Genomic DNA, 16110 nt, shown 5'->3' with positions numbered 1-16110 from the left:
GTTAAAATAGATGCTTCAGCATGAGGAAATATTGTTATGTCGACTGAGAACACCAGCACTGCAGTTGCTGAAGAAATTCCAAATTTATTGATTACACCAACTGCACAAGAGTACTTATTTGACTTGCTCAACAAGCAAAATACTCCGGGTATCGCTGTACGTGTTTTTGTGGAAAATGCAGGAACTCCACGCGCAGAGTGTTGCATGGCTTATAGCGCACCTGATGAAGTTGTACCAACAGATTACAAGCAAGATTATCCAGAATTTGCTGCATATATTGATACGCCTTCTATTCCATATTTGTTAGATGCTGTAATTGATTATAATAAAGATCGCTTCGGTGGTCAGTTAACCTTCCGTGCGCCGAATTCCAAAGTTCCACGTGTCGGTCCTGATGCATCGATTGAAGAACGTATTACTTATATCCTTCAATCGGAAATCAATCCGGGTTTGGCAGGGCATGGCGGTAATTGTGCCTTGGTGGAAGTGGTTGAAGATGAAGAACATGGTTTAACTGCTGTATTGAAATTTGGTGGTGGTTGCCAAGGTTGTTCTGCAATTGATGTCACTTTAAAGCAAGGTGTAGAAACCACGTTACAACAGCATATTCCTGAATTAAAGCGTGTTGTGGATCAAACGGATCATACCCAAGCTGAAGGCGCTTATTTTAAATAAGACGATTTGAATATTTGAAAAAAAGCTCCCAATAAGGGAGCTTTTTTTTGCTTTTGCATATCCTGTAAACAATAATGAGAATAATTATCAAAAGCAATTGCAATATATTTTATATTAGTTACAATTTGTCACGTTAAATTCTAGATCTCTCCTAAATATTTTTCTGGGACAAAAGTAATGAACAATAAATGGATTAAGTCTGCACTCGCTGTTGCTGTGGTTGGGGTAATGAGCTCAGGTACATATGCAGATTCAACGACTCAAATAAATAAAGATGCAAAACTAGATACCATTGTAGTCTCTGCGAGTGGTTCGGAGGTGAATGTAAAAGATGCTCCCGCATCTATCAGTGTTGTTACCAATGAAGATTTAAAAAGAAAACCTTATAGTAATCTAGCTGAAGTATTAAGTGACTTACCTGGTGTAACAGGTGGTTTTAAAAATTCAGGCTCTGGGTCAAAAATTACCTTCCGTGGTATGCCTGATAAATACACACTAATTTTGGTAGATGGTAAGAGAATTGGTAATCAATCACTTTTAGGTCATCGCCCTGATCGTGTAGATCAGGATCTAAACTGGATTACTCCTGATGTAATTGAGCGTATCGAAGTTATTCGAGGATCAATGTCTACACTATACGGCTCTGAGGCTGTTGGTGGTGTAATTAACATCATTACTAAAAAGGTCCCATCGCAATTCTCAGGATCTGTGAATTTAGATTATACCAAGCCTGATACTAGTACACGTGGTGATACCATAACTTATGGTGCAACTTTAGCTGGGCCATTATCAGAAACTTTAGGGTTTAGACTCGGTGTAAACCGTACAGATCGTGAAGGGGATTCTTCAAAAACAGGTACTTCAGGCGCAATTAATGATACCGTAAATGGCCGTCTCACTTGGGCACCATCTGATACACATGCATTTAACTTAGATGCATCATGGGGTAAAGAAGAACCTGAGGTTATAACAGGTGGAGCGAGCCAATTCGCTTATGAGATGGAAAGACGAGGACTAGGGATTGGTCATGTCGGCTCATTCCAAAACGACTTAAAAACCTATGTGGATCTTTATTATAATGAAATTGAAAATAAGGATGATTTCGCTACTTCAAAAGCAAATATCGGTGACACTAAAGCAACCGAAGCAGTTTTAGATTTAAAAGCTACTAAACCTTTACAAATCGCTGGTTTAAAAAATGATCTAACTGTCGGTGCACAGTACAAATATGAAGAAGTCTCGAATGCTAGTAACATCGGAAACATTAATGTCGATGTGGATACTGGTGAATCTTTAATAGCTGACTTATCACCGAATGCTTATTCTTGGTCACTTTTCGCCGAAGATCAAATTCACTTACAAGAGAATTTAATTTTAACTTTGGGTGGACGATTAGATCAGTATGAAGATTTTGATCTAAACTTCTCTCCTCGAGGCTACTTGGTATATCACCCTACTGATATTTGGACTGTAAAAGGGGGCGTTTCACGAAGTTTCCGAGCACCAAACCTTAAAGAACGTTCAGCAACTTCTAGTACTGGTTCAATGGGGAATGGTTGCAGAGTATTTTCGGATTGGGGTGGTTCATCAGCAGGTCATGTATGTAACATGCTGGGGAATCCAGATTTAGAGCCTGAAACAAGTACAAACTACGAAGTCGGTTTTGGTTACGCTGATGGTGGATATGCTGTAGATATGACATATTTCCGTAGTGATATTAATGATCTAATGCAGAACCAACGCTATGCAAGATATGGAAATCAATTCTATACAATGCAAAAAAATGTTGAAAAAGCACGAACTAGTGGTATAGAGGTAACGTATAAATTTCCATTGAATGATGCAGTTCGTATGAGTGGTAATGCTACTTACATGATCGAATCTAAAAACTTGGAAACAGGTGCTACATTATTGGCAACACCTGAGCTTACCCTCAATGCTGGAGTTTACTGGGATGTTACCGATAAATTGAATCTACATTCAAATGTTCAATATTTAGGTAAGCAAGCACTTCAAGCAGAAGATTCATCTGCTACATATGCAAAAGCATATACAACAATGGATGTGGGGGCGAACTATGAAGTTAATGATTCGCTCACATTCAGAAGTGGTGTGAAAAACGTCGCTGGTGTGAGTATCGATGCTGGTGGAGATGGCACAAGTAATCCAGCAGAATATTATTTAGGTTTCACAGCACGTTTCTAAGGTTAAATCATGAAACAATAGCCCACGCTGTTGGGCTATTTGTATTTTTATCATTTCTATTGGTGTGCCATGAATCAGTTACAAGACGGTTATGTTATCGATGTCCCATATCCTACTTTTGTCCATCGTCAGGCGATGCCAATTTGGTTGAGTACATTGACGCAATTGAAAGGTTACCAAAGTCCAGATATCGATCGACCATATCGCTATTTAGAATTAGGTTGTGCGATGGGAATACATTTGCATTTAACCGCAGCGGCAAACCCTAAAGGGCACTTCGTAGGCGTAGACTTTAATGTACAGCAACTAATGGTGGCTGAGGAGGGCTTAGCCAAGACCCAGATTGATAACCTTGAGTTTATTCGGGCGAGTTTTAAAGAGCTTTTAACCCAAGATTTGGAACCTTTTGACTTTATAGTCACGCATGGCGTCTGGTCATGGATTTCAAAAGAAAACCAAGCAGTGCTATTACAGGTGATCGCCAAGTTTCTTAAGCCTAGTGGCATGGTCTATTGCAGTTATATGAGTCATCCGGGTGCAACTGAGCTGAGTTCAATCCAAAAACTCATGTTTGAGATGTCGCGTAACTTAAAAGGTGATTCGGGAAGCAAAGCTATTCAAAGTTTAGGCTTGGTAAGAAAACTGGCACAAAGTCAAAGGGGCTTATTTGCCAATATTCCGCAATTACAGGAAAAACTTGAGCAGTTGGCTCAAGATCAGCCTAATTATATTGCTCATGATTTTTTATCTGAGCATTGGGAGCCTCAACATTCAGCTGATATGATCAGAGCATTTGGTCATTATGAAATGGGATTTGTGACTGGTGCAGGTATTGCTGAATATCTTGATATTATCAGCTTAACTGCTGAAATTAGAAAAACAATGGCACAATTACCATTAATTACTTTGCAAGAAACAGTACGAGATATTAGTTTAAATACAATGCAGAGACAGGATGTTTATATTAAAAATAAAACGAAATTAAATGAGAAGGAGCAATTGGCTGTACTTCAATCCATTCGATTGAGTTTACTCCCCAATGCGCCAGTGGGGCAGAGTCTTCAACATGACCCGAAAATATCTGCAATTAAAGATATTCTTGGAATCTGTGAAGACATCTTAAAGTTATTGGCTCAATCTGAACAGTCCATTCAAACTTTGTTTGATCAATTGAACTTGAAGATTTCGATTCACCAATTTAAAGATATCATTTTGTTGCTAATTTGGACAGGGTATATTCATCCTTCACTCAAACAGAACGAATCACAATTCTTAAAAGCCACAAATCAGTGGATGGAGCAACAAGGTTTAGCATGGCGTGCAAGTAGTTTGCATGGCTCAGCGATCGAAATGAACTTTTAAACTAAATCACAGAAAACCGCTCATTGAGCAGTTTTATTTTTAACTTAGAATAGCATTCACTTTTTCAGAATAATAAAACTTTTCCAGATAGAGTCTGGCACGCTGTTTTAAATGCTCGGATGAGATCATCTGTTGAATCACAGGAGCAAGTAGTGCTTGTAATTGATTTTGAATGAGACTTTCATCAATATTGATATCATTCAAAATCGCATCAAAATTATGATCTTGATTGCGAATGTACCAAGCATAGATACCATCATGCACTTGTTGTTTTAAATAATCTGTTTGACGAAGATGATCCCAAATTTCGTGCCCCATTCCTACCGTATTGGGGAGGTCAGAGACTTCAATATAGTTTCTCAATCGTGATAAAGGCACTGGTTTAATCTTGTGCCATAGATTGGCTTGAAAATGATAGAGCTTATTGTCATCAAACTGCTGATTGATCACGTGTTCACTGAGTTGGCTAATTTTAATGATGTTTTTTTGAAGATAATGTTTAACAGTGTCATCTAAGTTTGAATCTGTCACAGACTCTAAAACAGATTTACCCATTTTCATGAAGCGTCCCACACCAGGGACTTTTTTATTCATGACTGAATTATCAATATAATCTTGAATTGAATGATGAATCAGTTGGGTCAATGTTGTTGAAAAAGCAGGATGATTGACTAATCTTTTGATTAAAGCCTGACGATGTGAGCTTTTACTTGCAACGTATTGAGCAATTTTATCAATGGTTGCAACTGGGATGATATCTTCAATCTTGGTGGAGTCATTTACATTATGTGCCAAAGCCAGTCGAATATGATCGGCAATTTGCTCAATCAAAAAAGAGCTGGCTGGCGTTTCCAGAATTTGTTTCTGTAATAAATCATTGATTTGAGGAAAACTCCAAAGATTCTTGAGCGGCTGCTTTCGAAACCAATGATAAAAAGCAATAAACTCATTTTGAATGGTATCTGCACTTGAAAACTCTTGATCCAAGAATTCAAGTTGAGCATCGATCAGTTGTTCAATGATGGGGTTCTTCGTCATGAAAATAATCTCAAAAGTCCTTCAAGGATGGCATCCTTTGCCTATCATTGTACTGTATTTAAGAACGCTAAATAGCTCTGACTCACACGTTCTGGCGCCTCAAGCATCGGAATGTGGCCAACATGGTTTAAAATAATCGGTGGTCTCGCATTTTTGAGGGCATTTTTAAGGTCTTGTGCGACTTCAACGTTTACAATCTGATCTTGCTGACCCCAGAGAATCAACGTAGGGGAATTAATTTGCCCCAACATTTCTTTAAATGATGCTAAAGAATATTGTTTATTCATATCGTTGAGCTGGTGAATTAAGCGTGCTGTATGTTGAGAATTTTTAATTAAATTTTGTTCATATTGTTTTTTAATAATAGAGGGAATAAAAGGGGGATTGTACATTACCTTACGTGTGACAAAGTCTAAGTCTCCCGGTTGTTGAATGAGTAATTGTTTTAAATAAATCGGGTTGTTTAAGTAGTGAGTTTGAGTGTTTTTTAAGATGCCACCAGCACTCATAATAAATAAACTTTTGGTATCGTAATGATATTGCGATGCGTACATCAGTGCGATCGAACCTCCAACCGAGTGACCTGCTAGATGTAATTGATTTTGGACATGTGAAGCTTCAACAAAACGACGAAGTTGATCCGTTAAATTCTGCAAGCTAAGATCAAAATGATCAGGAACGTTTGTATCACCACTACCGGGTAAATCTGGAATAATCAGGTGATAATCCAAACTTAATGTACGAGCGATGGGGTTCCAAGAATCTCGGTTTGTACCTATTCCATGAATGAGCAATATCGTGGGTTTATTTGACGCACCAGCTTCACTATAAGTCCAAGTAACATCGCCAACTTTCAGTGTTTTGGTCTTTACATTTGCCCACTGACGTTCCTCATTTTGGTATTTTTTGAAGTCAATAAATTCTTCTTGTGCATGTGAATGGGCTAATGCAAAAAGAAAAGATGAACATGCGAGACAACAAACTAAAGTGTGTTTTATGGAGAAAGTGGGAGCAAATGATGCCATTCAAAAAAAGTCCAAAAAATTATCGACAAATTATATTCAGTTTTTAGAAAATGATTTCTATAGAACTGTACGACATTTGCAGTAGGAACTCGCCAAGGTGGTCGAAAAAATCCCTCAATGGATGCCGCATTTAAGTTGAAAAAAATCAAAGTTAAGGGCGTTGAGCGACCGAGTAAATCATGCATGCTATGGAGGATGTATTTTTTCGCAATAAGAAAATAATGTAACTGAGTATAAATTTAGTCAGTGACTTTGAAAAAGTACGGTATTAAAATTGTCGAACCTTTAGACCCATGGAAGAAACATGCTGACTGCAGAAGAAGTTTTAGAACGTTTAAAAAATGGTAATCAACGTTTTGTAGAGGGTCAAACAAATCATCAGAGACTTTTGTCACATCAAGAGCGCGCTCAAATGGCAGAAACTCAAGAACCATTTGCCATTATTTTAGGTTGTTCTGATTCTCGTGTACCTGCCGAAATGGTTTTTGATCAGGGGTTAGGAGACTTATTTGTAATTCGTGTTGCAGGAAATATCGTTGCACCATCACAAGTTGGAAGTGTTGAATTTGCTGTGGATAGCTTTGCCTGTCCTGTGGTTGTGGTACTGGGTCATACCCACTGTGGTGCGATTGAATCAACCATTGAAGTGCTCGCAAATCCAGATAAACCACCCTCTGCAAATCTCATGTCTATTGTAAACCGTGTTCGACCATCGGTTGAAATCTTAATGCAAACAGAACTTAAAGATGATCTGAAAAAATTATCATGCCATGCAGTTCGTTCAAATGTCTTTGCATCGGTGAATCAGTTACGCCATGGTTCTGCTGTATTGGAGAGTTTTATATCTAAAGGCAAATTGAAAGTTGTAGGTGCAGAATACTCACTTGAAACAGGTGAAGTGACCTTCTTCGATTTCTAATTGAATCAAATCAAAATTAAAGATTGAAAAAAAGGCGCTTTATAAAGCGCCTTTTATGTAGGGATATGCATTATTTAGAAGAATTTTCTGTGCATTTGCATTGGGGTGAATCAAGTCTTTTTGCATTAGGCTTTTATTACCAGCAACACCTTCTATAAAGAATGGGAGCAGTTTGACTTTATAGGTTTGGCTGAGTGTTTTGTAATTATTCTCAAATGCTTTGCTATAAGCTGTTCCATAATTAGGTGGTATCCTCATTCCAAATAACAAAACAGTTGCATTGGATTTTTGACTTTGTTGAATCAATCTTGCCAAATTTTGTTCAATCATCTTGGGCGGTTGTCCACGTAAGGCATCATTACCTCCCAATTCGATCACCACAATCTGTGGCTTGTGCGTTGCTAATAATTTAGGTAAACGCGCCAAAGCACCGCTGGTGGTTTCACCACTGACACTGGCATTGACCACCTTATGTTTTTTCGGATACTGTTGGTCTAAGCGCTGTTGTAATAAATTGACCCAACCCTGTTGTGGGCTTACACCGTAGCCTGCACTTAAGCTATCACCGACAATCAGGATCGTTTTTGCAAATGCCGAGACAGGCACAGCGATAAATAAACCACAGATAATTAACGGTGTAAATCTCTTTAAGATATTGAAATTCATTATACTTTTAAAATACATAAAGGCTTTCTATGCTTCAATCTGATTCGACTTCATCTATCATGCCACAAGTGATTATTTCTGCACAGAAACTTACACAAAGCATTCAATTGCAGCAAAAGTTACTCACCATTTTTGAAAATGTAGATGTCGAAATTTTGGCAGGAGAGCAGATTGCAATTACTGGGCGCTCAGGTTCAGGTAAATCAACATTATTGGGGATCTTAGCCACTTTGGATCAAGCATCTTCTGGTCAATTGTATGTCAGTGGTGAATCTTTACATGATCTGAATGAAGAACAACGCGCTTTGATTCGCTTAAAACATATTGGTTTTGTTTTCCAATCCTTTCAATTGTTGCCTTCGTTAACGGCACTTGAAAATGTCATGTTGCCATTAAGGTTACAGCCTCATTTTAATTATGCAGAAGCAGAGAAAAAAGCAGAAAGCTTACTAAAAAGAGTGGGGTTGGAAAGACAAATTCATCAAACCCCAAAAGTTTTGTCGGGTGGTGAGCAACAACGTGTTGCGATTGCTCGAGCTTTGGTCAGTGATCCCAAAATCATCTTCGCAGATGAACCGACTGGAAACCTGGATGGGGATACTGCACATGAGATTGAGCAGCTTTTATTTAATTTAAATCGTGAATTCGGTACGACATTGGTGCTCGTCACCCATGATCCCAAATTGGCAGCGCAATGTCAGCGTCATTTTGAATTAAAAGATGGTCGCTTGATTGAGCATGTTAAAACAGTTGAGACAATGTAATGAATGCATTGTTTAAACCCTTACTGCGACAGAGTTTCGGCTCCACAGGCATTTACTTACTCATTATTGCGATTAGTTTGGCAATTAGTGCAACCACGGCGCTGAAGTTTAGTAATGATCAAATCAAACAGGCGGTGTCGCTTCAAGCGGCTAAAATGCAAGCGGCAGACTTGGTGCTAACGGATCATGATCCGATTGACCCATCATGGAAAGAAGCAGCGACTCAGCAAGATTTAAAACAAACAGAAGTCACGGTATTTAGCTCAATGGCACATACCGATGCTGAATTTGTCATGGTCAATGTTAAAGCCATTCAGCCTAATTTCCCATTACGAGGCGAATTGGTGATTGCCCCGAGCGCGAAGTCTATCCAATCAGGTGAAGTGTGGCTCAGTCAAAGGGCTTTGGAGTTATTAAAACTCAAATTGGGGGATGTGCTGAATATCGCAGATGCTCAATTTAAAGTCACAGGTGTGATCCAACAAGACAGCAATCAAGAAATGGGATTTGCAGGCTTTTCACCAACGGTGATCATTTCACAACAAGATGTTGAAAAAACTAATGCGATTCAACCGGGTAGCCGAATTGATTATCGACTGCTGATGTCAGGTGAACCGCAACAACTCAATGCTTTTGAAAATTTTTATAAGCAACAGACAGGGCGTTTAGACGACTCAAAAAATAGGCTCAATGCTGGGTCTCAGACTAATTTTTCTCAGACCAATTCTTCTCAGCGTATTTCTAATCAAACCAATTCAGCGCAAACGAATTCATCAGACAATGTTGATGCAGATACCGTAAATGAAGATGCTGAACAAGGCAGTTTAAGGCTTCGTACTGCGAGTGATGGCAACACACGGTTGGTCAAGCCAATCGAAAACTTAGATACGTTCTTACAACTGGCGAATATTTTAACCATTTTACTTTGTGGAATTGCCATTGCACTGACCAGTCAACGCTATGTCCATCAAAACCAAGATTACATTGCATTGATGCGTTGTATGGGGGCTGAAAAGAAACAAATTCTTGGTGCCTATATCAGCTTACTCGGTGCCATCGTGTTGATATCAATGATTATCGGTAGTGCTTTGGGCTTGGGTTTGGGCTATACATTATTACAACTGATGCTTCAAATTATTCCGAATTTAGAGTTGAGTTTTAAAATTACGGATATGCTGTTTGGACCATTGCCGATTGCGATCTTTACCAGTGCGATAGTACTGTTCGGATTTGTCCTTCCCAGCTTATGGCAATTGTTGAATACACCCCCAATACGCGTGATTCGTCAACAAGAAAAATCTGCTCGATCGATGATGATTATGTTTGCATCAGGTGTGGTGAGTCTGATTATTTTTAGTTTAGTTCTGACTGAAAATATCATGTTGAGCGCCTTGGTGATCGGCGTGATTATTGTATTAAGCGCGATTTTATATGGTGTGATTTGGTTGATTCTAAAGGGCATCAAAGCGCTCAAAAATAGACTGTCGAGCTATGTTCGAACCCCCACACAGACAGCATTACAGATTACGGCATTAGCATTGGGTTTGAGCTTAATCACGGTGCTGGCGGTGCTAAGAACAGATTTGTTGGATCGTTGGCAACAGCAATTACCCGAAGGCACACCGAATCAGTTTGTCTACGGGTTACCGCCGTTTGAAGTAGAACAATTCAGATCTCAAATCCAAGCCAATCAATGGGAAAGTACACCGTTATATCCAAACATTAAAGGACGTTTGATTGCACATAATGGTCAAGCCTTTAGCCCTGAATTGGTTAAAAGTAATAATTCATTAAGACGTGAGTTGAACTTGACGCAGTCGGATCAATATCCTCAAAACAATGATATTGTCGAGGGCAATGCATCTTTTAAAAATATAGGTGAGGTTTCAGTAGAGGCCAACCTTGCAACCGAGTTAGGTATTAAAGTAGGGGATCAGTTGACTTTTAGTTTGCCAGAAGGTGAATTACAAGCCAAAGTGATTAATCTACGCACGGTCGAATGGGAAAGTTTTACGCCTAACTTTTTCTTTATTTTTGCACCGAATTCGATGGATGCCTATGCAGGCAGTTATCTAGGCAGTTTCTACGTTCCACCTACGGATAAAGATGCATTGGTGAAAGTGATTCAACAATTTTCCAATACCGTGTTTATTGATGTGTCATTGATTTTGGATGAGATCAAGAAACTGGTGAATGTATTGGTTCAGATCGTGACGATTTTAGCGATCTTAGTGAGTTTGTCGGGCTTCCTAGTGCTGATTGCTTGTATCAATTTATTGATGGATGAACGCAAACGAGAAGTCGCTTTAATGCGTTCTTTTGGGAGTTCTAAAGCCCAACTCAAAAATATGATGACCGTTGAAATAGGTTTAATTGGGCTGATTTCTGGTGTGGTGGCATGTTTATTTGCAGAAGTGATCAGTGCCATCGCCAGTTATAAAATGGACTTGAGTATTCAGCCCCATTGGGAAATTTGGCTGATTCTACCAATCACCATGTTTATTTTATGTGCTTTGATTGGGCGTTATCGTTTGAGTTATCTCAGTGATATTCCACCCTTACAAAGCTTAAGAGAAATGAGCCAATAAGACTTGTGCTGAACAGACTAGATGGCTAATCAATAAATCTATTCTGTGCCTCTGTTTGAAAGGATGAACCCATGTGGTTCATATTTTTTAGGATCAAAGCTCACTTAAAATCTGCTGACTGAATTGCTGCCAGAGTGGTTCAATATCCGTGACCAAATTTAAGCAATATTGATAAAAGAAATAGCAGCTGGCTATGCCAATGATCAGTCCTGCGATATTAAATATAGTACTTTGATTGAGTTTTTGACCGATATACCAAATCAATGCCAATACAGCACCCATGATCATGCCACCGATATGTGCGGCGTTATTAATACCGCTGATCATAAAGCCCATTGAAAGGTTGATGCCTAGTACCATCAGTAACGTTTTTTTATCCAAGATAAACAGCTGATTTTTAAGTTTGGGTAAGATAGATAGCATGGTGAGGGCAGCACCAAGACCCATCACCGCACCCGATGCGCCTGCGCCTACACCGGGATAAAGGTCTTGTTTGGGTTCCCCGAGTTGAATCAACGTATAAGTGTCTTGAATGCTCATATAGCCACTGAGCAAGCTTCCCAGCAATCCTGCGAATAGGTATAAACCCAAAAAATAAAGACGACCGAAGAGTTGCTCTGCCACATTGCCAAAGATATAGAGCGCCCACATATTTAACATCAAGTGAATGAAACCAAAATGAAAAAACATGCTGGTAAAAAGTCGAATGGGTTCCGAAAGAAATGTAATCGGTGCATAATCAGCACCCCAGCGGATAGCATCCATTGAGCTGGGTTGGGTGATATCCATCCCTTGCATGACTTGCCATGCAAAAAGCCCGACATTGATTGCGATGAGACAAGCAGTGATCCACCAAAGCTGCATTTGTATTTTATTTTTATTTTGCATAGAGATCGGATAATCAGACATGATATTTTTGTGCATTCGCCATTATTTATCCGCAAGCTTAGCATGAAAATACATTTTTTCAGGAGGAAACCAGAAGCATGAAGGCTTTTGTTGTACGTACAGCACTGATCATTATAAGCTTTATACTTTTGGTACAGCTTTGGATATTTTCAAGTTTAGTCTGGTGGCGAACCCATCCTGTTAACTCCACCATGATGATGCGGATTGACTATTGGTCTGATTCATCACAGCCAATTAAGCATGAATGGCGTGACTATGACAATATCAGTACCTATTTCAAACAAGCGATTGTTGCAGGGGAAGATGCAAAATTTATGCAACATCATGGTTTCGATTGGGATGGGATGCGTTTTGCACTTGAACGTAATAAAGACAAAGGTAAGGTGGTTGCAGGTGGCTCTACGATTTCGCAACAGTTAGCGAAGAACCTGTTTTTATTTAACAAGCGATCATTTGTTCGTAAAGGTCAAGAAGCTGTTGCGACGTGGATGATGGAACGCATTTGGTCAAAACAGCGTATTCTTGAGGTTTATATCAACTCGGTTGAATTTGGTGAAAACATTTATGGGGTTGAAGCAGCCAGCCAGCACTATTTTGGGATCAGCTCACGCAGTATGTCACGTGAACAAGCGGCATTCTTAGCAGCATTATTACCGAATCCAAAATATTATCAAAATCATCGTAATGACCGTACATTACAGTACCGAAAGCGACTGATTTTAAAATATATGCGCCATAGCGATTTACCAAAACAATAAAAAAGACCAAAAGCCTAATACATTTAGGCTTTTTTTTATGAAATTGTCATAAATTTGAAGCATACTAAACTTAGATCAAACCATTGAACACAGGTTGAACATGAATACCGCAGTGACGACTTCTTCTCAAGACACTAACGTGTCAAAAGATACTTTAGCGCCAGTCCAATATACCTATAATGATCGATTTATTAATCGTGAACTGTCTATTCTTGATTTCCATTTGCGTGTTCTCGAACAAGCGGTTGATCCTCTGCATCCGCTATTGGAGCGCATGAACTTCTTGTTGATCTTTTCTCGTAATATGGATGAGTTTTTCGAAATTCGTGTTGCAGGTGTCATGGAGCAACTTGCACTGGGTAATGAAAGTCGTAGTCCAGATGGTCTTACACCTAAACAAGTGTTAGAGAAAATTTCTGAGACGACGCATGCTGCGATTGAGCGCCAATATCGTATTTTAAATGAAGAAATTTTTACTCAACTGCGAAAAGAAGATATTTGTTTCTTGCGCCGTGGTGAGTTAACGCCTGCGCAGTCTCAATGGGTGAAAAAGTATTTCCAAGAACAAGTTGCACCGGTTTTAACCCCAATCAGTCTTGATCCTGCGCATCCATTCCCGAGATTAGTCAATAAAAGTCTCAACTTTATTGTGACTTTGGAAGGTAAAGATGCATTTGGTCGTCAGATTGATTTAGCGGTTGTTCCTGCGCCACGCTCCTTGCCACGAGTTGTACGTTTGCCTGACGAGCTCACAGGTGGCAAGGAACATCATGTGATGTTGTCAGCGATTATTCACGAACATGTTTCTGATTTGTTCCCGGGTATGACTGCAACGGGTTGCTACCAGTTCCGCGTGACACGCAATGCAGATTTGGCATTGAATGAAGATGTTGAAGATTTAGCAATCGCACTCAAAGGAGAGTTGAACTCACGTCGTTTTGGTCGTGCGGTGCGTTTGGAAGTGACTCATAATTGTCCAAAACATATTTATGATTATTTATTGGATGAGTTTGATTTAGAAGAAGAACAACTTTATAAAGTCGATGGGCCAGTCAATCTTGCCCGTTTACTGTCTAATTTCAAGCGTCCACATTTACGTTATGACTCACACACGCCCGTAATACCAAAAGCATTGAAGAAAGCGGAGAATGTGTTCTCTGCAATGAAGAAACAAGATATTTTGTTGCATCATCCTTTTGAATCATTTTCACCGGTCATCAATTTGTTGCGTGAAGCCGCACGAGATCCTCAAGTGCTTGCGATTAAACAAACGCTTTATCGTAGTGGCCCTGACTCAGAAATTGTGCAGGTACTGGCTGAAGCCGCGCGCAATGGTAAAGAAGTGACCGCAGTGATTGAGCTTCGAGCACGTTTTGATGAAGAGTCGAACATTGCAGTTGCCAATGTTCTTCAAGAAGCGGGTGCAGTGGTTGTTTATGGCATTGTAGGTTACAAAACTCACGCCAAAATGATTCTTGTGGTACGCCGTGAAAATAATAAATTGGTACGTTACGTACATTTAGGTACAGGGAATTATCATGCTGGCAATGCCCGTATCTATACAGACTATGGCTTGATGACCACGCAAAAAGATTTGTGTGAAGATGTACATCGTATTTTCCAAGAGCTGACAGGCATGGGGAAAATGGCGAAGCTGAAAAAGCTGTTACATGCGCCATTTACTTTGCATACGCAATTGATTGCTTTCATTGATGAAGAAATTGCACATGCAAAAGCAGGTAAGCCTGCAAAAATTATTGTCAAAGTGAATGCACTTACTGAAGTTCAATTGATCAATAAGTTGTATGAGGCTTCTCAGGCAGGGGTGCAAGTTGATTTGATTATTCGTTCAATTTGTTGCTTACGTCCAGGCTTGCCGGGTTTATCTGAGAATATTCGAGTTCGTTCAATCGTAGGGCGCTTCCTAGAACATACACGTGTGTATTACTTTGGAAATGATGGCAATTCACGATTGTATTGTTCAAGTGCGGATTGGATGGATCGTAACCTCTTTAATCGTGTTGAGGTGTGTTTCCCAATTGAAGAGCCAACGTTAAAGAAACATATCTATCAACAAGGGTTGTTGAATTATATGAAAGACAATCAAGGTTCTTGGTTGCTCAATGGTGATGGCACTTGGGAGCGAGTAAAATTAAAAGAAGGGGAAATTCCTCATAATGCTCAACATGTCTTACTTGAAGTTTTTAAATAAAAACATTGACTAAAAAAAGGAGCCAATCGGCTCCTTTCTATCTTTAACTTGGGTGTTCTATTTCCATGTTTAGCTTAAATCAGATGTAATTTTTTGCAAAACTTGAAATAACACATCAAACTCACTTTGAAGCGGTGTGCTCTTACGTGTCACTAAAGATAATACACGTGATGGTGCATTCTCAATTGGTTTAATCACAAGTTGATCATTGTATTTCAACATATGCGTGTTTACTGCAATCTGAGGTAGCAAAGTGAAGCCTAGGTTTGAGCTGACCATTTCAACCAAAGTGGGTAATGAACTCGCCTTCAAGCGATGATCATTTTTACGCTCACCAATTGGGCAGACACTCAACGTATGATCACGTAAGCAATGACCTTCTTCGAGTAGCATCAAATGTGATAAATCTAGATCTTCTAAACTGTTTGCTTGCGCAGTTTTATGATCGGCTTTATTACACACCAAATACAGGCTTTCTTTTGCAATTTCTGCAACTTTCAAACCACGTGTATCAAATGGAAGTGCCAACATGATCATGTCCAAATTACCATGTTCAAGCTTTTCAACCAGATGTTCACTTTGTGCTTCATGCAAATGAAGTTGAATTTTGGGTAATTCTTTGTGCACTTCTTCTAATAATTGCGACAAGATAAATGGGGCAATTGTTGGAATGATACCTAAATGTAGATCACCCGTCAGTGGTTCGCTCATTTCACGACTGAGTCGCATTAAATCTTGAGCATCTGCAAGCAGGACACGGGCACGTGCAACAACTTGCTCGCCGAGTGGAGTTAAACGTACATTTTGACGGTCACGTTCAACCAGTACGCCACCCAATAAACGCTCAAGCTCCATAATCCCACCAGAAAGGGTGGATTGTGTAACGAAAGAGCGACGTGCTGCTTCAGTAAAATGCAACGTCTCAGAGAGTGTCACCAAATATGACAGCTGTCTTAGGGAAGGTAATGCAGCCATAGTGTCCTAGTGTT

General features: G+C 39.5%; 13 protein-coding genes. 8 read left to right on the top strand and 5 right to left on the bottom strand.

From position 1 onward, the window contains the following. Positions 1–36: 36 nt before the first annotated feature. From nfuA to AC5YCE_RS10850, 3 genes are all read left to right on the top strand, one after another. Entirely contained in the window at positions 37–675 is a 639-nt protein-coding gene (gene nfuA / locus AC5YCE_RS10860; protein WP_496172045.1) for a Fe-S biogenesis protein NfuA, read from the top strand. A 177-nt stretch (positions 676–852) separates the two neighbouring features. Then, on the top strand, positions 853–2880 hold the full coding sequence (locus tag AC5YCE_RS10855; RefSeq protein WP_496172044.1) for a TonB-dependent receptor domain-containing protein: 2028 nt from the start codon (positions 853–855) through the stop codon (positions 2878–2880). 69 nt (positions 2881–2949) lie between these two features. Next, positions 2950–4242 carry a methyltransferase domain-containing protein gene (locus tag AC5YCE_RS10850; protein ID WP_496172043.1) on the top strand — a complete coding sequence of 431 codons (1293 nt, stop codon included), beginning with the start codon at positions 2950–2952 and terminating at the stop codon, positions 4240–4242. A gap of 39 nt (positions 4243–4281) precedes the next feature. On the opposite strand, the gene AC5YCE_RS10845 is transcribed toward AC5YCE_RS10850, so the two are convergent. Both AC5YCE_RS10845 and AC5YCE_RS10840 read right to left on the bottom strand, forming a co-directional pair. Then, a complete protein-coding gene (locus tag AC5YCE_RS10845; protein ID WP_496172042.1) occupies positions 4282–5280 on the bottom strand; it encodes a hypothetical protein in 999 nt (332 codons plus the stop codon). A gap of 44 nt (positions 5281–5324) precedes the next feature. Beyond that, positions 5325–6305, bottom strand: coding sequence for an alpha/beta fold hydrolase (locus tag AC5YCE_RS10840; RefSeq protein WP_496172041.1), 981 nt, complete (start codon positions 6303–6305; stop codon positions 5325–5327). A gap of 304 nt (positions 6306–6609) precedes the next feature. Here AC5YCE_RS10840 and AC5YCE_RS10835 point away from each other — a divergent pair, with 304 nt between their 5' ends. After that, positions 6610–7224: a carbonic anhydrase gene (locus tag AC5YCE_RS10835; protein WP_496126347.1), complete on the top strand. Its 615-nt coding sequence runs from the start codon at positions 6610–6612 to the stop codon at positions 7222–7224. Between the two features lie 39 nt (positions 7225–7263). Here the strand turns inward: AC5YCE_RS10835 and AC5YCE_RS10830 are convergent, their stop codons facing one another. After that, the gene (locus AC5YCE_RS10830; protein WP_496172040.1) at positions 7264–7890 is read right to left on the bottom strand and encodes an arylesterase; all 627 of its coding nucleotides are present in this window, start codon (positions 7888–7890) and stop codon (positions 7264–7266) included. A 29-nt stretch (positions 7891–7919) separates the two neighbouring features. On the opposite strand from AC5YCE_RS10830, the gene AC5YCE_RS10825 reads away from it, so the two are divergent. Both AC5YCE_RS10825 and AC5YCE_RS10820 read left to right on the top strand, forming a co-directional pair. After that, positions 7920–8654, top strand: coding sequence for an ABC transporter ATP-binding protein (locus AC5YCE_RS10825; RefSeq protein ID WP_496172039.1), 735 nt, complete (start codon positions 7920–7922; stop codon positions 8652–8654). Then, on the top strand, positions 8654–11242 hold the full coding sequence (locus AC5YCE_RS10820) for an ABC transporter permease (RefSeq protein ID WP_496172038.1): 2589 nt from the start codon (positions 8654–8656) through the stop codon (positions 11240–11242). Before AC5YCE_RS10825 ends, AC5YCE_RS10820 begins: the two co-directional genes overlap by 1 nt. A gap of 93 nt (positions 11243–11335) precedes the next feature. Here the strand turns inward: AC5YCE_RS10820 and AC5YCE_RS10815 are convergent, their stop codons facing one another. Continuing rightward, positions 11336–12151: a rhomboid family intramembrane serine protease gene (locus AC5YCE_RS10815; protein ID WP_496172037.1), complete on the bottom strand. Its 816-nt coding sequence runs from the start codon at positions 12149–12151 to the stop codon at positions 11336–11338. Between the two features lie 77 nt (positions 12152–12228). Here AC5YCE_RS10815 and mtgA point away from each other — a divergent pair, with 77 nt between their 5' ends. Both mtgA and ppk1 read left to right on the top strand, forming a co-directional pair. Next, complete coding sequence (mtgA, locus tag AC5YCE_RS10810) at positions 12229–12909, top strand: monofunctional biosynthetic peptidoglycan transglycosylase (RefSeq protein WP_496126351.1); 681 nt, start codon at positions 12229–12231, stop codon at positions 12907–12909. Positions 12910–13009: 100 nt separating this feature from the next. Further along, the gene (gene ppk1, locus AC5YCE_RS10805) at positions 13010–15121 is read left to right on the top strand and encodes a polyphosphate kinase 1 (protein ID WP_496172036.1); all 2112 of its coding nucleotides are present in this window, start codon (positions 13010–13012) and stop codon (positions 15119–15121) included. Positions 15122–15190: 69 nt separating this feature from the next. On the opposite strand, the gene oxyR is transcribed toward ppk1, so the two are convergent. After that, positions 15191–16096 carry a LysR family transcriptional regulator OxyR gene (oxyR, locus tag AC5YCE_RS10800; protein ID WP_496126353.1) on the bottom strand — a complete coding sequence of 302 codons (906 nt, stop codon included), beginning with the start codon at positions 16094–16096 and terminating at the stop codon, positions 15191–15193. Between the last annotated feature and the right edge of the window lie 14 nt (positions 16097–16110).

This window comes from Acinetobacter sp. CY79, assembly GCF_059515845.1.
Note: the sequence above shows the minus strand (reverse complement) of the source record. Positions and strands in the feature narration are given on the sequence as shown.